This window comes from Mesorhizobium sp. B3-1-8 (assembly GCF_006439495.1).
In the GTDB taxonomy this organism is placed as follows: Bacteria; Pseudomonadota; Alphaproteobacteria; order Rhizobiales; family Rhizobiaceae; genus Mesorhizobium.
In genome coordinates this window covers 24,786-42,384 of sequence record NZ_VFTK01000010.1, presented here as the reverse complement: position 1 = coordinate 42,384, position 17,599 = coordinate 24,786, and the positions used below count along the sequence as shown (strand labels likewise).

At 65.3% G+C, this 17,599-nt stretch carries 16 protein-coding genes; 9 read left to right on the top strand and 7 right to left on the bottom strand.

What is annotated here, in order from left to right; all coding sequences use genetic code 11:
- Positions 1-12 precede the first annotated feature (12 nt).
- The 9 genes from FJ424_RS11400 (at position 13) to FJ424_RS11360 (ending at position 10,290) form a co-directional block, all read left to right on the top strand.
- Positions 13-1,593, top strand: coding sequence for a sugar ABC transporter ATP-binding protein (locus FJ424_RS11400; RefSeq protein ID WP_140654560.1), 1,581 nt, complete (start codon positions 13-15; stop codon positions 1,591-1,593).
- Positions 1,590-2,885: an ABC transporter permease gene (locus FJ424_RS11395; RefSeq protein ID WP_140641985.1), complete on the top strand. Its 1,296-nt coding sequence runs from the start codon at positions 1,590-1,592 to the stop codon at positions 2,883-2,885. The genes FJ424_RS11400 and FJ424_RS11395 overlap by 4 nt, the downstream gene beginning before the upstream one ends.
- Before the next feature lie 18 nt (positions 2,886-2,903).
- Entirely contained in the window at positions 2,904-3,872 is a 969-nt protein-coding gene (locus tag FJ424_RS11390; protein ID WP_140654562.1) for a substrate-binding domain-containing protein, read from the top strand.
- Positions 3,873-4,336: 464 nt separating this feature from the next.
- Positions 4,337-6,253 (top strand): molecular chaperone DnaK, encoded by a 1,917-nt coding sequence (gene dnaK, locus FJ424_RS11385; protein WP_140654563.1) that lies wholly within the window; start codon positions 4,337-4,339, stop codon positions 6,251-6,253.
- Between the two features lie 222 nt (positions 6,254-6,475).
- Positions 6,476-7,606, top strand: coding sequence for a molecular chaperone DnaJ (dnaJ, locus tag FJ424_RS11380; protein WP_140641991.1), 1,131 nt, complete (start codon positions 6,476-6,478; stop codon positions 7,604-7,606).
- A gap of 165 nt (positions 7,607-7,771) precedes the next feature.
- Positions 7,772-8,374 (top strand): phospholipid N-methyltransferase PmtA, encoded by a 603-nt coding sequence (gene pmtA, locus FJ424_RS11375; RefSeq protein WP_140654565.1) that lies wholly within the window; start codon positions 7,772-7,774, stop codon positions 8,372-8,374.
- A gap of 93 nt (positions 8,375-8,467) precedes the next feature.
- Positions 8,468-9,064 carry an NADPH-dependent FMN reductase gene (locus FJ424_RS11370; RefSeq protein WP_140654567.1) on the top strand — a complete coding sequence of 199 codons (597 nt, stop codon included), beginning with the start codon at positions 8,468-8,470 and terminating at the stop codon, positions 9,062-9,064.
- Between the two features lie 23 nt (positions 9,065-9,087).
- On the top strand, positions 9,088-9,771 hold the full coding sequence (gene pyrF / locus FJ424_RS11365; protein ID WP_140654620.1) for an orotidine-5'-phosphate decarboxylase: 684 nt from the start codon (positions 9,088-9,090) through the stop codon (positions 9,769-9,771).
- Positions 9,772-10,002: 231 nt separating this feature from the next.
- Complete coding sequence (locus tag FJ424_RS11360; protein ID WP_040986451.1) at positions 10,003-10,290, top strand: DUF1330 domain-containing protein; 288 nt, start codon at positions 10,003-10,005, stop codon at positions 10,288-10,290.
- A 17-nt stretch (positions 10,291-10,307) separates the two neighbouring features.
- Here FJ424_RS11360 and FJ424_RS11355 read toward each other — a convergent pair whose 3' ends face one another.
- The 7 genes from FJ424_RS11355 to FJ424_RS11325 all read right to left on the bottom strand — a co-directional run bounded on the left by FJ424_RS11355 (position 10,308) and on the right by FJ424_RS11325 (position 17,539).
- Complete coding sequence (locus FJ424_RS11355; protein ID WP_210239409.1) at positions 10,308-11,576, bottom strand: low temperature requirement protein A; 1,269 nt, start codon at positions 11,574-11,576, stop codon at positions 10,308-10,310.
- Positions 11,577-11,659: 83 nt separating this feature from the next.
- Positions 11,660-12,718 carry a D-alanine:D-lactate ligase-like protein gene (locus tag FJ424_RS11350; RefSeq protein ID WP_140654569.1) on the bottom strand — a complete coding sequence of 353 codons (1,059 nt, stop codon included), beginning with the start codon at positions 12,716-12,718 and terminating at the stop codon, positions 11,660-11,662.
- Between the two features lie 112 nt (positions 12,719-12,830).
- Positions 12,831-13,703: an SMP-30/gluconolactonase/LRE family protein gene (locus FJ424_RS11345; RefSeq protein WP_140654571.1), complete on the bottom strand. Its 873-nt coding sequence runs from the start codon at positions 13,701-13,703 to the stop codon at positions 12,831-12,833.
- Positions 13,703-14,341: a 2-dehydro-3-deoxy-6-phosphogalactonate aldolase gene (locus FJ424_RS11340; RefSeq protein WP_140654573.1), complete on the bottom strand. Its 639-nt coding sequence runs from the start codon at positions 14,339-14,341 to the stop codon at positions 13,703-13,705. The genes FJ424_RS11345 and FJ424_RS11340 overlap by 1 nt, the downstream gene beginning before the upstream one ends.
- Complete coding sequence (locus FJ424_RS11335) at positions 14,341-15,273, bottom strand: 2-dehydro-3-deoxygalactonokinase (protein ID WP_246677220.1); 933 nt, start codon at positions 15,271-15,273, stop codon at positions 14,341-14,343. The genes FJ424_RS11340 and FJ424_RS11335 overlap by 1 nt, the downstream gene beginning before the upstream one ends.
- Positions 15,270-16,037 (bottom strand): SDR family oxidoreductase, encoded by a 768-nt coding sequence (locus FJ424_RS11330; protein WP_140654577.1) that lies wholly within the window; start codon positions 16,035-16,037, stop codon positions 15,270-15,272. Before FJ424_RS11330 ends, FJ424_RS11335 begins: the two co-directional genes overlap by 4 nt.
- 152 nt (positions 16,038-16,189) lie before the next feature.
- Positions 16,190-17,539: an EAL domain-containing protein gene (locus tag FJ424_RS11325; RefSeq protein WP_140654624.1), complete on the bottom strand. Its 1,350-nt coding sequence runs from the start codon at positions 17,537-17,539 to the stop codon at positions 16,190-16,192.
- Positions 17,540-17,599 lie beyond the last annotated feature (60 nt).

Sequence of the window (17,599 nt, the reverse complement as noted above, 5' to 3'; positions counted from 1 at the left end):
CGTCCTTTTGCCATGCAGCGCGCTGATTCCATCACGACTGGCATTGCGGCCGCCGACGGTCCCGCCGTCGTCCTGAGCGCGACCGGCATTTCCAAGCGATTTGGCGGCATCGCCGCGCTGTCCGATGTGAGCCTGGACCTCAGGCCCGGCGAGGTGCATGCGCTGATGGGCGAGAACGGCGCCGGCAAGTCGACGCTGATGAAGATCCTCTCCGGCGTCTATACCGATTACGAAGGCGCCGTGGCGATCGACGGCCAGGCGGTGCGTTTCACCGGCGTCCGCGACGCCGAGGATGCCGGCATCGCCATCATCCACCAGGAGCTCAACCTCGTTCCCGAGCTCAGCGTCGCCGACAACATCTTCCTCGGCCGCGAAAAGCTGATCGCCGGGCTGGTCGTCGACCGCAAGGCGAGCAGCCGCGCCGCCAGCGCGCTGCTGCAGCGGCTGGGCATCGAGCTCGATCCGGAAGCGCGGGTCGGCACGCTCAGGGTCGGCGAGCAGCAACTGGTGGAGATCGCCAAGGCGCTGTCGAAATCGGCGCGCATCCTGATCATGGACGAGCCGACCTCGGCGCTGTCGCCGGCCGAGTGCGAGAGGCTGTTCCGCATCATCGGCCAGCTTGCGGCAAGCGGCGTCGCGATCGTCTATATCTCGCACCGCATCGACGAGGTGATGCATCTGACAAGCCGGGTGACGGTGCTGCGCGACGGGCGCCATGTGATGACTGAGGACATGGCGGGACTGGGCGAAGACGCCATCATCTCGGCCATGGTCGGGCGCGACCTCCTCGCTTCCTCCGGCCACGAAGGCGGCCCCGGCGACAAGGTGGTGCTCTCGGTCAGGGACCTGTCGCTGTCGAAGCCCGACCGGCATGGCTGGCGCACGGTGATCGACGGCGTCGGCTTCGACCTCGCCGCCGGCGAGATCCTCGGCATCGGCGGGCTGCTGGGTTCCGGCCGCACCGAGATCCTGGAAGCGATCTTCGGCTCCAGCGGCGGCCGCACCGGCGGCGAGATCCGGCTCGACGGCGCGCCGGTCGAGATCGGCTCGCCGCGCGAGGCCCGACGGCTCGGCATCGCCCTGGTGACCGAGGACCGCAAGACGCAAGGCCTGCATCTCCAAGCCTCGATTACCGACAATGTCGCCCTGCCTCTGGTCGGCGCGCTGGCGCGCTTCGGCCTGCGCTCGCGCTCGGGCGAGCAAGGTCTTGCGCGAGAGGCGGTCAGGGCGCTCGGCATACGCTGCGAAAGCATCGAGCAGGCCGCCGGCACGCTGTCGGGCGGCAACCAGCAGAAGGTGGTGATCGGCAAATGGCTGGCGACGCGGCCGCGCGTGCTTCTGCTCGACGAGCCGACGCGCGGCATCGATGTCGGCGCCAAGCGCGAAATCTACGACCTCATCTTCAAGCTCGCCGGCGACGGTTTGGCGATTGCCGTGATCAGCTCCGAACTGCCCGAGCTTCTGCATCTCGCCGACCGCATCCTGGTCATGGCGGAGGGCCGCCAGCGCGGCATCCTGTCCCGCGCCGAAGCCAGCGAGGAAGCGATCATGCGGCTCGCCGCGCCGAGACGCACAGCGAGATCCGCCGCATGAACCTCATCAGCCTTCTCTCCCGCACCAAGCTTTACTGGGGGCTGATCGCCATCTTCCTGATCGGCGTGTTCGGCTCGCCGATCAGTTCCAAGGGCAACAACATCTTCTTGTCCTACGGCAACCTGCTCGACGTGCTGCGCCAGGTGTCGACCACCGGCCTCATCGCCACCGGCATGACGGCGGTGATCCTGACCGGCGGCATCGATCTTTCCGTCGGCTCGCTGATGGCGATCTGCTCGGTCGTCTGCGCCATGCTGCTGACGGTGCCGGGCGTCACGCCGTCGGCGGCGCTCGGCGTGCCGACAACGGCGCTGGTCGCCTTGTGCCTCGGCGCGCTCGTCACCCGCTTCATCCTGCTCAACATCGAGAAATCCCGCGCCGGCGCCGAAGCCGGCCGCGAGGTGCGGCTGGACAAGGCGCGCGGGCTGGTCATCCCGGGCGTGGTCGGCGTCATCCTATGCTGCCTTTCGCTGTGGTACCTGCTGCCGCAGGTCGAGACCAAGTTCGGTGTGCTCGGCGTGCTTCTGGTGGCGCCTTGCGTCGGCCTTCTGTTCGGCACCATCAACGGCTTCATCATCGTCGCCGGGCGGCTGCAGCCCTTCATCGTCACGCTGGCGATGATGGTGACGGCGCTCGGCATCGCAAGGCTGACCGCCGGCCAGAACAATGCGGTGCTGCCGGTCTATACCGGTTCCAATGCCACCGCCGAATTCGAGATCCTGCGCTCGCTGGTGTTTGGCGTCGTGCCTATGCCGGGCCTGTTCTTCCTCGGCGCGATCGTGATCTACGGCGCGGTGCTGCGCTTCACGCCCTTCGGCCGCTATGTCTACGCCATCGGCGGCAATGAGGAGGCGGCGCGGCTTTCGGGCATCGCCGCCGGGCGCGTCAAGATCGCCACCTATGCGGTGTCCGGCCTGCTCGCCGGCATCGCGGCGGTGCTTTACGTGGCGCAGTACCGGCAAGGCAAACCCGATGCCGGCGCGGGGCTCGAGCTCGACGCCATCGCCGCCGTGGTCATCGGCGGCACCAGCCTGATGGGCGGGCGCGGCAGCCTGATCGGCACCTTCTGCGGCGTGCTGATCTTCGGGCTGCTGTCCAACATCCTGCAACTGCACAACATCAATTCCAACCTTCAGCTGGTGCTGAAGGGGGCGATCATCATCGGCACCGTGCTCGTGCAGGAGCGCAACGCCGGCGACCTTCTCAGCTATCTGCGCCTGCCCAACGGACGGGCGGCGCAAAAGGAAACGGCCGCGGCCAAGCGACCGTCACAGGAGACCTCGTCTCTATAATCCGGAGGAAACAGGACCATGAAACGACGTGATATGCTGAAGCTCGCCACTTTCGCGGCGGCACTTCTGACGACCACCGCAATCTTGTCCGGCAACCATGCCTTTGCCCAGGACAAGAAGTGGAAGATCGGCTTCTCGCAGGTGACGACCATCGAGCCCTGGCGCGCCCAGTTCAACAAGGACATCATCGCGGAAGCCGCCAAGCATCCGGACGTCGAGCTGATCATCACCGACGGCGAGGACAAGACCGAAAAGCAGGTCGCCGATGTCGAGAACCTGATCCGCCAGGAAGTCGACGCGCTGCTGGTGTCGCCGAAGGAATCGGCCGGGCTCACCGGCGTGGTGCAGCAGGCGATCGACGCCAAGATCCCGGTCTTCGTGCTCGACCGCAATGTCGACACCAAGGATTACACGCAGTTCGTCGGCGGCGACAACGCGCTGATCGGCCGCGCCGCGGGCGAATACGCCGTCGAGCTCCTCGGCGGCAAGGGCAAGGCGGCCGGCAACGTCGTCGAGATCTGGGGCGGCATGGGAACGCAGCCGGCGCATGACCGCCATGACGGCTTCCATGAGTTCACCGACAAGGAGCCGGGCATCAAGTACCTGCTCGACCAGCAGTCGGGCGACTGGAAGCAGGACCAGGCCTACAACATCATGGCCAACGCGCTGAAGACCAACGAGAAGATCGACCTCGTCTACGGTCACAACGATCCGATGGCCTATGGCGCCTATCTCGCGGCCAAGGATGTCGGGCGCGAAAAGGACATCAAGTTCATCGGCATCGACGGCCTGCCCAACGAAGGCGTGCAGATGGTGAACAAGGGCGAGCTGACGGCGACCTTCACCTATGTCACGCCGGGCGCCGAGGGCCTGCGCCAGGCGATCAAGTTCCTGAATGGCGAGAAGGTCGAGAAGACCATCACGCTGCCGACGGAAAAGGTCACCAAGGACAACGCCGCCAAGATTCTCAAGGACAACGGGCTCTAAGCCCGGGATACCCTGCCGGGCCACGCGCCCGGCAGGGCTTTTGCCAGGGCGCCGGGCGCTCTTCAAATCTCGTCGCCAGGTTCCGAAAACCATGGCGGCAACGCGGATTTCCGGCGCTTTCGCGACCGAAAGTCACGCCCGCCAGGGCAAGCCGTGCCCTGCCCGGAAGGCCCATCCGCGCGCCGTCAACCGCGCCTGTTTCAAAAAAGCGATCCGGAACAATGCGATAGCGCAATCTGGCGCCGGTCCTGCCGCAAGGCGCGGCGGCTCGCCTTCCGGCCCGCGCCGAGACGACGGACACCTTGCGCAGAATGCTTGCGCCTTGTGTCGCCTGTTCTTATATACGCGCCAGCCGTCCGGCCTCGAAAAGCGGGGACCGCGATGGGATTTCTTGTGAACAGGGGCTTTCGTCGGAACGCCTTTTGAAGGGTCCTGAGAGCCTGCTTAGAGGAGAGACTAGAACAATGGCAAAAGTTATCGGTATCGATCTCGGCACCACCAATTCCTGTATCGCCATCATGGATGGCAAGGACCCCAAGGTGATCGAGAACGCTGAGGGCGCGCGCACGACGCCTTCCATCGTCGCCATCTCGAATGACGGCGAACGTCTCGTCGGCCAGCCGGCCAAGCGCCAGGCGGTCACCAATCCGGAAAACACCATCTTCGCGGTCAAGCGCCTGATCGGCCGCCGCTATGACGACCCGGTGACGGAGAAGGACAAGAAGCTTGTCCCCTACAAGATCGTCAAGGGCGACAATGGCGACGCGTGGGTCGAGGCCGGCGGCAAGAAGCAGTCGCCCAGCCAGATCTCGGCCATGATCCTGCAGAAGATGAAGGAGACGGCGGAAGCCTATCTCGGCGAGAAGGTCGAGAAGGCGGTCATCACCGTTCCGGCCTATTTCAACGACGCCCAGCGCCAGGCGACCAAGGACGCCGGCAGGATCGCCGGCCTCGAGGTGCTGCGCATCATCAACGAGCCGACGGCCGCGGCGCTCGCCTATGGCCTGGAGAAGAAGGACGGCAAGACCATCGCCGTCTATGACCTTGGCGGCGGCACCTTCGATATTTCCGTGCTGGAAATCGGCGATGGCGTGTTCGAGGTGAAGTCGACCAACGGCGACACCTTCCTCGGCGGCGAAGACTTCGACATGCGGCTCGTCGAGTATCTGGCGGCCGAGTTCAAGAAGGAACAGGGCATCGACCTGAAGAACGACAAGCTTGCCCTGCAGCGCCTCAAGGAAGCCGCGGAAAAGGCCAAGATCGAGCTGTCGTCGACGACGCAGACCGAAATCAACCTGCCCTTCATCACCGCCGACGCCAGCGGCCCGAAGCACCTGACGATGAAGCTCACCCGGGCGAAGTTCGAAAGCCTGGTCGAGGATCTTGTGCAGCGCACGATCGAGCCCTGCAAGGCGGCGCTCAAGGATGCCGGCCTGAAGGCCGGCGAGATCGACGAAGTGGTGCTGGTCGGCGGCATGACCCGCATGCCCAAGATCCAGGAGATCGTGAAGCAGTTCTTCGGCAAGGAGCCGCACAAGGGCGTCAACCCGGATGAGGTCGTCGCTCTCGGCGCCGCCATCCAGGCCGGCGTGCTGCAGGGCGACGTCAAGGACGTTCTGCTGCTCGACGTGACGCCGCTGTCGCTGGGCATCGAGACGCTGGGTGGCGTGTTCACCAGGCTGATCGAGCGCAACACGACGATCCCGACCAAGAAGAGCCAGACCTTCTCGACCGCCGAGGATTCGCAGTCGGCGGTGACGATTCGGGTCTTCCAGGGCGAGCGCGAAATGGCGGCCGACAACAAGATGCTCGGTCAGTTCGACCTGGTCGGCATCCCGCTGGCCCCGCGCGGCGTGCCGCAGATCGAGGTCACCTTCGACATCGACGCCAACGGCATCGTCAACGTCTCGGCCAAGGACAAGGGCACCGGCAAGGAGCACCAGATCCGCATCCAGGCTTCGGGCGGCCTGTCCGACGCCGACATCGAGAAGATGGTGAAGGACGCCGAGGCCAATGCCGACGCGGACAAGAAGCGCCGTGCCCTCGTCGAGGCGCGCAACCAGGCCGAAGCGCTGGTGCATTCTTCCGAGAAGTCGCTCAAGGACTATGGCGACAAGGTCTCGGAGGCTGACCGCACCGCGATCGCCGACGCCATCGCCGCGCTGAAGGCCGCGGCCGAAGGCGACGACCCGGCCGATATCGAAGCCAAGTCGCAGTCGCTTGCCGAAGCTTCGATGAAGCTCGGCCAGGCCATGTACGAGGCCTCGCAGAAGGAAGCGGCCGAAGCCGACGCCAAGGCGGATGCCGCCAAGGATTCGGACGTGGTCGACGCCGACTTCGAGGAAATCGACGAAGACGACGACAAGAAGAAGTCGGCTTGAGCCGGCTGACGGCGAATAAGTGCAAAAGCCCGGCGCAAGGCCGGGCTTTTTTGCAACCTTCGTTGAAAAAGTGCGGACCTGCCTGAAAATGTGACGGAAAAACCCGGAGTGGCGCCGGCTTGGCACTAGCATCCGGGAAACATCGCTCCTAAATCCAAGAACGTGCCGGCAAACGTCGCCAACAATGCTTGAAGACATTGAGCATCCGGACAGCGGGAAAAAATGAAAGCTGATTTCTACGAAACGCTGGGCGTGCAAAAAGGCGCCGACGACAAGGAACTCAAGAGCGCTTTCCGTAAGCTCGCCATGCAGTTCCATCCCGACCGCAACCCGGGTGACGGTGCCTGCGAGCACAAGTTCAAGGAAATCAACGAAGCCTACGAGACGCTGAAGGACCCGCAGAAGCGCGCCGCCTATGACCGTTTCGGCCACGCCGCCTTCGAGCAGGGCGGCATGAACGGCGCCGCGCATGGTTTCGGCGCCGGCGGCTTCGCCGACATCTTCGAGGATATTTTCGGCGACATGATGGGCGGCCGCCAGCGCCGCTCCTCCGGCGGCCGCGAACGCGGCGCCGACCTGCGCTACAACATGGAAATCACGCTGGAAGAAGCCTTTGCCGGCAAGACGGCGCAGATCCGCGTGCCGGCTTCGATCTCGTGCTCGGAATGCTCCGGCAGCGGCGCCAAGCCCGGCACGCAGCCGGTGACCTGCTCGATGTGCCACGGCCACGGCAAGGTGCGCGCCACGCAAGGCTTCTTCTCGATCGAACGCACCTGCCCGCAATGCCAGGGCCGCGGCCAGACGATCAAGGACCCCTGCCCGAAATGCGCCGGACAGGGCCGCGTCACCGAGGAGCGCTCGCTGTCGGTCAACATCCCGGCCGGCATCGAGGACGGCACCCGCATCCGGCTGGCCAATGAGGGCGAGGCCGGCCTGCGCGGCGGACCGTCCGGCGACCTCTACATCTTCCTGGCGGTCAAGCCGCACGAATTCTTCCAGCGCGACGGCGCCGATCTCTACTGCAAAGTGCCGATCTCGATGACGACGGCAGCGCTTGGCGGCTCCTTCGAGGTCACCACGCTCGACGGCACGCAGACCAAGGTCAAGGTGACGGAAGGCACGCAGAACGGGCGCCAGTTCCGCTTGAAGGGCAAGGGCATGCCGGTGCTGCGTCAGCCCAATGTCGGCGATCTCTATATCCAGACGGCGGTCGAGACGCCGCAGAACCTGACGCGCCGCCAGCGCGAATTGCTGGAAGAGTTCGAGCAACTCTCCTCGAAGGACAATTCGCCCCAGTCGAGCGGCTTTTTCGCCCGCATGAAGGACTTCTTCGAGTCGTTCGGCGAAGGCTGAGGTCTTTTTGACGCAAGTCGTTGTCCCAAAACCGCTTCGCGCTTTTGAGCGACTTGCGTTCGGCTTCCCAAGCGTCGTCAACACCTTATGCCAGGTTGACGCCTTGCCTTGTTCCACCCAACTGCTAAGTAGCGGATCGGGGGGTGAGCATTGAGGAGAGCTCGCATGGCACGTAGTCCCGGGTTGCGCAAAGCGCTGGCGGAAAAATTCGACGACGAGCTGAAGTTCTTCAAAGGCTGGATCGACAAGCCGAAAACCGTCGGCTCGATCGTTCCCACCAGTTCCATCACCGCCCGCAAGATGGCGTCGATCGTCAATCCGAGATCGGGCCTGCCGGTGCTCGAGGTCGGGCCCGGCACCGGGGTCATCACCCGCGCCATCCTGGCCCAGGGCGTGAAGCCCGAAAACCTCTACGCGGTCGAATACTCGACCGACTTCGTGCGCCATCTGCGCGGGCTCTATCCGGGCGTCAACGTGATCGAGGGCGACGCCTTCAATCTCAATGCCACGCTCGGCGACAAGCGCGACATGGTGTTCGATTCGGTCGTTTCCGGCGTGCCGCTGCTCAACTTCCCGGTCGCCCAGCGCATCGCCTATATCGAAAGCCTGCTCGACCGCATTCCCGCCGGCAGGCCGATCGTGCAGTTGACCTACGGCCCGCTGTCGCCAATCCCGCCCGGCCGCGGCAACTACACGGTCAAGCATTTCGATTTCATCATCCGCAACATCCCGCCGACGCAGCTTTGGATCTACCGAAGGGAGGGATAAGGCAGTAGGGAATAGTCAGGAAACCACTCTCCTAATGCCTAATGCCTAATGCCTAATGCCTAATGCCTATTCCCTACTGCCTTTTGCGAAGCAATGCCCGTGATCCCAAGAATCCTTGTCTTCGCCGGCTCGGTCCGGACCGGCGCCTTCAGCGGCCGGACCGCCGATGCGGCGCAGAAGGAACTCGCCATGCAGAGCGCCGAGGTGACGCGCATCTCGCTCGGCGATTATCCGCTGCCGATCATGGACGAGGACCTGGAAAAGGAAAAAGGCCTCCCCGAGAATGCCATCAAGCTCGGCCGGCAGATCGCCGCCCATGACGGGTTGCTGATCGCGACGCCCGAATATAACGGCTCGATCCCGCCCCTGCTCAAGAACAGCATCGACTGGGTGAGCCGGATACGGCGCGACGGCAGCCGCGCGTACAGACCGCTTGCCGGCAAGCCGGTCGGACTCTGCTCGTCGTCGGAGGGCAAATTCGCCGGCATACGCTGCATCAATCATCTGCGCGCGGTGCTGGTGCGTTGCCAGATGGAGGTGATCACGCCGGAATGCTCGGTCTCCGAGGCCGACACGGCGTTCGCCGAGGACGGACAGTTCAAGGACGCCAGACTACACCAATCGATGGAGCGCCTATGCCGTACACTGATCGAAACCTCGCGCATGCTGTCCACCCGGATCGAGGCGTGATCAATTTCGCGGAGGCCGATGCAATGCGGGAGCGGCTGATCGTCGGGCTCGACCTGCCGACGCTGAAGGAGGCCGAGAAGGCGGTGCGCGAGCTCGAAGGCGCCGTTTCCTTCTACAAGATCGGCTACCAGCTCGCCTTCGTCGGCGGATTGGACTTCGCGCGAGAACTGGCCAGCGGCGGCACCAAGGTGTTCCTCGACATGAAACTGCTCGACATCGACAACACGGTGGCCAAAGGGGTCGAGAACATCGTCAGGATGGGCATGACGATGCTCACCATCCATTCCTATCCGAAGGCCATGCGGGCCGCCGTGGACGCGGCCAGGGGAAGCGAGCTTTGCCTGCTGGCGGTCAGCGTGCTCACCTCGATGGACGAGCAGGACATGATCGACGCCGGCTATGAATACGACCCGCACACGCTGGTGCTCAGACGCTCCGAACAGGCGCTGCACACCGGCATGGGCGGCATCGTCTGCTCGGCCGAGGAGGCCGAGGCGGTGCGCCGGATCGTCGGACCCGACATGGCGGTGGTGACGCCGGGCATCCGGCCGGCCGGCAGCGACCATGGCGACCAGAAACGCGTGGTGACGCCGGCGCAGGCGATCCGCAACGGCGCCAGCCACCTGGTCGTCGGCCGGCCGATCGTCGCGGCGCCGGACCGGCGCGCGGCAGCCGAAGCGATACTCGCCGAAATGCAGTCGGCCTGAGGACCAGTTTCGAAACTCTACTCCGGCGGTCATCTGGCGGCGTTTTCTGCGCTTCCGGTGCTCACGTACTTTAAGTACGCTCCGCTCCGGCCTTCGCCGGCCGAAGCCCTCATAAGTCTCCGTTCCATGAAGGCTACGGCGAAGGCCGGTTCTCGAAAGCACCACCAGCTGCCTCACCGGAGCGACTTTCGGAACTGGTCCTCGTTCGCGAAAACAGACAGGAGAAAAAGAATGCCGAAGGGATATTGGATCGCCCGTGTCGATGTGCGCGACGCCGAGGGCTACAAGGACTATGTCGCCGCCGCGAAGCTCGCCTTCGACCGCTTCGGCGCGAAATTCCTGGCGCGCGGCGGCGAGCATGAAAAGGCCGAAGGGCCGGGCCGCGCCCGCAACGTGATCATCGAGTTCGAATCGCTGGCGGCGGCGCATGATTGCTACCACTCGCCGGAATACCAGCGCGCCGTCGCGATCCGCCAGAAAGTGGCCGACGGCGAGATCGTACTGGTCGAAGGCATCTGACCAGCCTCGAAAACCCGTCAGTGCAGCGTGTGCCGCTCGTCGATGGCGAGCGATTCCGCCTCATGCCGGTGGCCATGGATCTCGTAGCCGACGACGGTGACCGCCGGCGCCAGCGTCAGAATGATCAGGCACACCGCCATGTCGACGCCGGCAATCGCGGCGGCGACGGCAAGTGCCACGACCGCCGCCGTGGCCAGCAGCAGCCAGATGTGGAACGGGTCGAAGCGCCGCACGAGATAATAGTAGAGCGCATAGATCATGCCGAGGAAGATGGCGAGCGGGATCGCGGTTGAGAGCAGCGTCGCCAGCGGACCGATATGGGCCTTGTGCTCGAGGAAATAGGCCGCGACATGCAGGCCGGCGCCGGTGGCGACGATCGCGGCCACGATCAGCATCTGGCCGTAGCCCCAGACGAATGAGCGGTCGCGGTGCGCATGCAGGACCGGCGCCGACGGCAGCATGTAGTAGCACCACCACATGCCGAAGGTGAGGCCGGTGCCGGCGACGCCGACAAGCGCGGCATCGAGGTTCCAGCCCTGCTCCTCGACGACGGCCGACAGCGAGGCCAACGTGCCGACAACCCCTTCGCCGAGCGCGATGATGGCGAACAGGCTGTAGCGTTCGGCCATGTGATGCGCGTGCCAGGGCGTGCCGCCATTCCTGCGCTCGGCGAGTACGGGCCCGGCAAGCTCGACCAGCAGCAGGATGATTGCAAGCACGGCGCTGGTCTCGATCGAGAAATCGACCAGGATCTGCACCACCCAGCCGACCTGGGCGATGGCGATGGCCGTGACATAGGTGAGGCAGATGCCGCGCCGCGCCGGATCCTGCCTGGCCGCGCGCAGCCACTGGAAGATCATGGCGACGCGCATGATGACGTAGCCCAGCACCATGACGGAATTGTCGAGATGCTCACCATGCTCGATCGAGGCGAACATGCGCGGCAGGCCGATGGCCAGCACCAGCACACCGATCATCTGCACCATGGTGATGAGGCGGAAGACCCAGTCGTCGGTGTCATAGGCCGAGGAGAACCAGGAGAAATTGATCCAGGCCCAACAGATGGCGAAGCTGGCGAAGCCGAAGCCGAGCAGCCCGGCCGCGTAATGGCCCTCGGCCAGGGCATGCGCCAGCTGCGAGGCGGCAAGGCCGAAAGCGGTGACGAAAGTCAGGTCGAAGAGCAGCTCGAGCGGCGTGGCGACCCGATGCTCCTCATGCGGGTCGCGGCCGCTCATGCGCTTCAAATGATGGTGAAGACTTTGAACGCTGACGGGCGTTGTGTTCATTGCGCGGCTTTCGTTGACACAGCCGCGACAGTAGAGGCGATGAATCAAGCGTCAAGGCGCGGCTATCGCGCCGAGAGCCTGTCTCAACCAAAGAGCCTGTTGGCCGCTGTCTCCGCCATCGCATCGGCGAGGCTCAGGCCCCACTGCGTGCGGCAATAGTCGCGAAAATCGAAACAGGGCAGGCCGGGGCACACCTCGAACTCGATGAGATGCACGGTGTCGTCGGCCTCGACCCTGAAATCGACGGAAAAGACATCCCGAAGGCCAAGACCGCTTATCAGTTTTTGCGCAATGGCGCGGATTTTCCGGTCGGCCGCCGGCTGGCTCGAGCCGACGGGCTCGAGCTCCGGCTCGGCATAGGTGCCCGCATCCTTCGCGGCCTGGCCGGTTTCGCCATAGAGCGCCATGCTATCGGCCATGGTCTGGAAGTCGCCGCCGGAGTCGACAAAGAAGACGCCCAAAGCCTCGACGCCGGTTTCGGGTTTCAACCCGAGGAAGCTCGCGCGCACGTTGCGGCCGGCGACATAGGGCTGGACGACGACATCGTCGCGATAATGGGAAAAGACACGCCGGCTAAGCTCCAACGCATGGCCGAGATCGGTGACGCGGGAATCCGGCCAGATGCCGATCTTGGCGCCGAGCCGATTGGGTTTCACGAACCAACCGGCAGGCGACGTCGGCGGCTCGACAAGCCATTCGCCGTGTCGGGCAAGGCCCGCTTGCGGCGCCGGAAGACCGAGCGCGCCAAGCACGGCGCCGCAGCGGAACTTGTCCTGACAAAGCGCGAACAGCGAATCGTCGGCGCCGATGGTGCGCAGGCCGTTGAGGCGGGCGAGCGCGGGCGCGGCGCCGCCACGGAAATAGGCGATGCCGTCGGTCAGCGTCCAGACCAGCGTGACGTTTGGGTGAGCCCCGGCGAGCGCGTTTGCGGCGGCATCCAGTTCCACCGGTACGAAGGCGAGGCCGCGTTTGTCGCAGGCGACGGCCAGCGCATCGAAATCGGGCGCGAGATCGGTCGACTGCGCCAGGTAGGACGATATCTCGGCGGCGCGATCCGGCGCATGGCCGTCCGAGACCAAGCGGTCGAAACAAGCCTTCTCGGGCTCATGGACGAGGATCAGCTTGGGATTGCTACGCGGCATGGGTGGACTGCTCTGGAGGGACGTCGGCCGCCACCATCGCATGGCGTCCATGATTGGCTTGCGGGAAACCGACCGGGCCGGACGGTTGCGCGACAGCTGCGCGCCGTTCCGCTCAGGCGATCAGCACGCGAGGCTCGAAGCGGCCTTTGACCGGAATGTCGAGCAGGAAGGTCATGCCGGCCTGCGGATCGAGAGCACGCTGCTTCTCGTCCTTGCCTTTCCAGGCCGAGGTCACCGCCAACCGGTCGGCTTTCTGGCCGACAAAGGCGGGGCAAGACGCCTGCGTCACCGGCATGGCGATCTCGCGCAGCAGCGTGCCGTCGGGCGCATAGGCCTTCACCGCCCTGCCGCCCCAGACGGCGTTCCAAAGCACGCCGTCGCGGTCGACGACCGAGCCGTCGACATAGCCCTTCGACGAGCGATGATCGACGAACACTTGCGGGTCTCCTGCCGGCAGGCCGGTTGCCGGATTGCAGGCGACGCGCATCAGCAGCCCGGTCGAGGTATCGGTATAATAGGCGATCGTCCCGTCCTCGGAAAAGCAGATCGAGTTCGACACGGTGATGCCGGAAAACAGCCGGCGTAATTCGCCCTTGAAGAACCAGTAGATCGAGCCGAGGCCCTTCTCCTCGCCCTTGCCCATCGTGCCGGTCCAGAAGGCGCCGCAAGGGTGGACGCGGGAATCGTTGGAGCGGGTCAGCGGGTTGTCGGCTTCGATCGGCGTGTGCAGCGTCAGCTTGCCGGTCGCGGCGTCGCGAACCTGCAGGCCTATCTCGGTGGCAATCAGCTGGCGGGCGTCGTCGATGACGGCGATGGCGCTGGCCATCACCCCGAGATCATGCACCTTCAGCGCGCCGGCGAGCGGCTTTTCCAGAAGCTTGCCGTTGACGATGTCGAACCAGAACAGCGTGTCGGTGGCGGGATCGTAGCTCGGGCCTTCGCCGAGCTCGCAGATATGGTCGGAAAAAACCGAAACGCCGTCCATCACGCCACTCCGAAAGCTTCATCCCAGGCGGCGACCGCGGCGCGGGCGCGCTGCGCCACATCCTCGACCGTCGCGCCCGGCTTGTAGAGGCTCGACCCCAGGCCGAAGACGCTGACGCCGACCGCCTTGTAGCCGGCAAAATCCTTGTCGGAAACGCCGCCGACGGCGCCGACCAGCGTCGTTGCCGGCAGCACGGCGCGGATCGCCGCGATGCCGCTCGATCCAAGCACGCTGGCGGGGAAGAATTTCAGCGCCGAGGCGCCGAGCCGGATCGCCTGGAAAGCCTCGGTGGGCGTGAACACGCCTGGCATCGTCACCATGCCATGATGCATGGCGCGGCCCATGACCTCGGCATCGATGTTGGGGCTGACCAGCAGGCGTCCGCCTGCCTTGTGCAAAGCATCGACGTCCGTCGCCGTCAGCACCGTGCCGGCGCCGATCAGCGCGGTCTGCGGGAGCGCCTGGACCAGGTCGGCGATGGAGACGAACGGCTCCGGCGAATTGAGCGGCACTTCGATCGCCTCGATGCCGGCGTCGTGGACCGCCCGGCCGATCGCCACCGCTTCCGCCGGCTTGAGGCCGCGCAGGATGGCGACAAGGCCGCGTTTCAGCTTCGGGAAGGGTGCGGTCTGGCTCATCAAGCGCCTCCAATCATGCCGTTCTCGCGCGCGGCCTCGACGAGACCGGCGCGCACCGCTTCATCGGCGTCGACAGTGCGAAAAGCAAGGCCGGAAAGGCCGAGCGCCGCGCCATAAAGCGTGGCCAGCGCGCCCGAGGCGACCAGCGCCACCGGTGCGTCGCTCGCGCCATAGCGGCGCCTTGCCGAGGCGATCTCGCCGCCGATCAGAAGTCCGGACAGGCATGCCGCCGCATCGGCGGGCTGCAGATCCTGCAAGAGGCCGGCTGCGCGGATGGCAAACAGTTTCGAGGTGACGTCACCACCCTCGCCCAGGGCCCGCTCGCACCACTGCCCGAAGAACGGGCTGTCCGCGGCGACCGGAGCGGGATGCTCGCCCAGCGAATGTTTCAGGATCGAGTGCGTGGCGAGCACCGAAAACAATTCCCCGGTCGGCCAGGTGCCAAAACCTTCGACCGAGCCATCCTCGACCGCGACCCATTTGGAATGCGTGCCGGGCATGCAGACGAGATGGCGTCCCTTTGCCGGCAAACCGGCGCCGGCAAGCTGGGTTTCCTCGCCGCGCATGACATCCGGCGCTTCGGCCAGGCGCTGCGCGAGGCCTGGCACGATGCGGATGTCGCGGCTCGAGTCCTCGATGCGGGCGGCGCCGCGCAGGATGGCGCCGATCGGCGCCGGTACGGTGACGTAGGGCGCCTCGATCCAGCCTTGCCGGGAACCGGCCATGCCGCAGATGATGACGGGCAGCGTGTCCGGCGCGCCCATGGCGCCAAGATGGCCTTCCAGCACCTTGGCAAACCCTTTTTCGCGGGCGGTGATCAACCCGTCGTCGCCGCGCCGCTCGGCAAGAACCTTGCCCGAACCGTCGAGCAGCCAGGCCCTGAGCCTGGTCGTGCCCCAGTCGAGCGCGGCGACCGCGGGTGCCGGGCTCACAGGAAGCCTCCGTCGACGATCAACATCTGCGCGGTGAGCATGCGCGAAGCATCCGACGCCAGGAACAGCACCGTGCCCACCATGTCGTCGGGCTGCATCACTTGCCTGATGCATTGCTTGGCGACATGGGCGGCAAGTCCCTCATCGGTGACCCAAAGCTCGCGCTGCCGTTCGGTGATGACCCAGCCCGGCGCCACCGCGTTGACGCGGATGCGGTCGCCGCCAAGCTTGCCGGCAAGGCCCTTGGTCAGGCCGAGTATGCCTGCCTTGGCCGCGGTGTAGGCCGGCATGTCGGGGTGGTTGATCAGATAGGAGGTGGAGGTGAAGTTGATGATCGAGCCGCCGCCGGCGCGCTTCATGCCGGGCGCCACCGCCTGCGCGGTGAAGAAATGCGGCCGCAGATTGACGGCGAGGTTGTTGTCCCAGAACTCGACGGTGACGTCCTCGACCGCATGGCGGTCATCTAGCGCGGCGTTGTTGACGAGCGTCGTCACATCGCCATGCGCTTCAGCCGCCCTGGCCGCGGCGGCGCGCAGCGCCTCGATGTCGCGCAGGTCTGCCTTGAGATAGAGCGGGCGGCGGCCGATCTCCTTCTCCAGCCGGTCGGCAAGGGCAGTGCTTGGCTTGTCGGCGATATCGATGAAGGCGACTTTCGCGTTCTGCCGCATGAAGCCTTCCGTCAACGCGGCACCGATGCCGGAGCCGCCGCCGGTGATCAGCACCGAGGCGCCGTCGAGGTCGGCGAAACGCGCCGATGGCATCATGGTCTCTTCTCCCTTTGGCCGGCGCGCATCCTAGCCAGACAAAGCGTGGGGGCAAGCGGGAACATCGGATTTCCGGCCTAAATGTCAGACAAATGATCAGCGCTGTGCCGGAGCGGCGGCCGCCAGTCTTGCGAACGGCCGGAAAGCCGGGGTCAGATCGCCTTGGCGTGCAACGCGCCGCGATAGGAATCGCGCAAATAGCCGAGCGTGGCGTCGGCGTCGGCCGGCTTGCCGAACAGATAGCCCTGCCCCCCGGCGCAGCCGAACTGGACGAGGCGATCGGCCTGCGCCTCGTCCTCGATGCCTTCGGCGACGACATCCATGCCGAGCCCTTCGCACATGGCAAGAATGGCGCGGATGATGTGCTCGGACGGGCGGTCGTCGAGGATGGAGGAGACGAAGGCGCGATCGATCTTGAGCTTGTCGAAATGGAACTCGCGCAGGCGGCCGAGCGACGACTGGCCGGTGCCGAAATCGTCGAGCGAGACACGGATGCCGACGCGGCGCAGATCCTCGACGATCTTCTCGGCCGAGGCCGGATCGTTCATCAGGCCGGTCTCGGTGATCTCGATCTCCAGCCGGCGCGGATCGAAGCCGGTGCGGTCGAGGATGGCCAGGATATGCAGGCCTGTGTTCTGGTCGACGAGCTGCGACGGCGACAGGTTGAAGGACAGGAACAGCTCCTTCGGCCAGCTGCGCGCCGCCTCGGTCGCCTTGCGCAGCACCAGCTGCGACAGCGGGCCGATGATGCCGCGTTCCTCGGCGATCGGGATGAAGACGGAAGGCGGCACGACGCCGAGGTCGCGGTCGGTCCAGCGCGCCAGCGTCTCGAAGCCGATGGTGCGGCGGCTGTTCAAGTCGACGATGGGCTGGAAATGCGGTTCGACCTCGCCGGCCGAGACGGCGCGGCGCAGCGCCTGCTCGATGCGGGTGACGCGCTTGGCCGCCTCTTCCATCTCCCGGGTGTAGACGACGACGCGGCCGCGGCCCGAGCGCTTGGCGTGATAAAGCGCGGTCTCGGCCTTGTTGATGAGGATCTCGGTGGTCTCGTCGCCGGAATAGAACAGCGAGCAGCCGACCGAGGCCGAAAGCCTGGCGGTGCGTTCGCCGACATCATAGGGCGCCGACAGAATCTCGATCAACATGCGCGACTTCTCGGCCGCCTGCTCCTCCGAGAACACCATCGGGTAGAGGTAGGCGAACTCGTCGGCGCCGATGCGGCAGACGGTGGAGTAGCCATCCATCGAGGCGCGCAGCCGCATCGCCACCTGGATCAGGATGTCGTCGCCGGCCTTGTGGCCGAACAGGTCGTTGATCGGCTTGAAGCCGTCGAGGTCGAGGATGCCGACGGTGAACGGCGCGGGATCGTCGGCGCGGTCGCTGATCAGGCGATCGACCTTGTCGAAGAAGCGACGATGGTTGCCGAGCCCGGTCAACGAATCCGTGAAGGCCAGATCCGTATTTTCCTTGCCTGGCTGACTGGTGCCAAACGTCGTTTGCATCATGCCTCTGTTCTGATGTCGGTATTTTCGGCCACACTGGCAGCAAAGCGTTTAGGAAAA

Bases quoted from the DNA above. Each gene is read 5' to 3' on its own strand.
- FJ424_RS11370 (WP_140654567.1), top strand. From the start codon at position 8,468: ATGCCCGTGATCCCAAGAATCCTTGTCTTCGCCGGCTCGGTCCGGACC.
- FJ424_RS11325 (WP_140654624.1), bottom strand. From the start codon at position 17,539: ATGCAAACGACGTTTGGCACCAGTCAGCCAGGCAAGGAAAATACGGAT.
- dnaK (WP_140654563.1), top strand. From the start codon at position 4,337: ATGGCAAAAGTTATCGGTATCGATCTCGGCACCACCAATTCCTGTATC.
- FJ424_RS11330 (WP_140654577.1), bottom strand. From the start codon at position 16,037: ATGATGCCATCGGCGCGTTTCGCCGACCTCGACGGCGCCTCGGTGCTG.
- FJ424_RS11360 (WP_040986451.1), top strand. From the start codon at position 10,003: ATGCCGAAGGGATATTGGATCGCCCGTGTCGATGTGCGCGACGCCGAG.
- FJ424_RS11390 (WP_140654562.1), top strand. From the start codon at position 2,904: ATGAAACGACGTGATATGCTGAAGCTCGCCACTTTCGCGGCGGCACTT.
- FJ424_RS11355 (WP_210239409.1), bottom strand. From the start codon at position 11,576: ATGAACACAACGCCCGTCAGCGTTCAAAGTCTTCACCATCATTTGAAG.
- FJ424_RS11395 (WP_140641985.1), top strand. From the start codon at position 1,590: ATGAACCTCATCAGCCTTCTCTCCCGCACCAAGCTTTACTGGGGGCTG.
- FJ424_RS11400 (WP_140654560.1), top strand. From the start codon at position 13: ATGCAGCGCGCTGATTCCATCACGACTGGCATTGCGGCCGCCGACGGT.
- FJ424_RS11350 (WP_140654569.1), bottom strand. From the start codon at position 12,718: ATGCCGCGTAGCAATCCCAAGCTGATCCTCGTCCATGAGCCCGAGAAG.
- dnaJ (WP_140641991.1), top strand. From the start codon at position 6,476: ATGAAAGCTGATTTCTACGAAACGCTGGGCGTGCAAAAAGGCGCCGAC.
- pmtA (WP_140654565.1), top strand. From the start codon at position 7,772: ATGGCACGTAGTCCCGGGTTGCGCAAAGCGCTGGCGGAAAAATTCGAC.
- pyrF (WP_140654620.1), top strand. From the start codon at position 9,088: ATGCGGGAGCGGCTGATCGTCGGGCTCGACCTGCCGACGCTGAAGGAG.
- FJ424_RS11345 (WP_140654571.1), bottom strand. From the start codon at position 13,703: ATGGACGGCGTTTCGGTTTTTTCCGACCATATCTGCGAGCTCGGCGAA.
- FJ424_RS11340 (WP_140654573.1), bottom strand. From the start codon at position 14,341: ATGAGCCAGACCGCACCCTTCCCGAAGCTGAAACGCGGCCTTGTCGCC.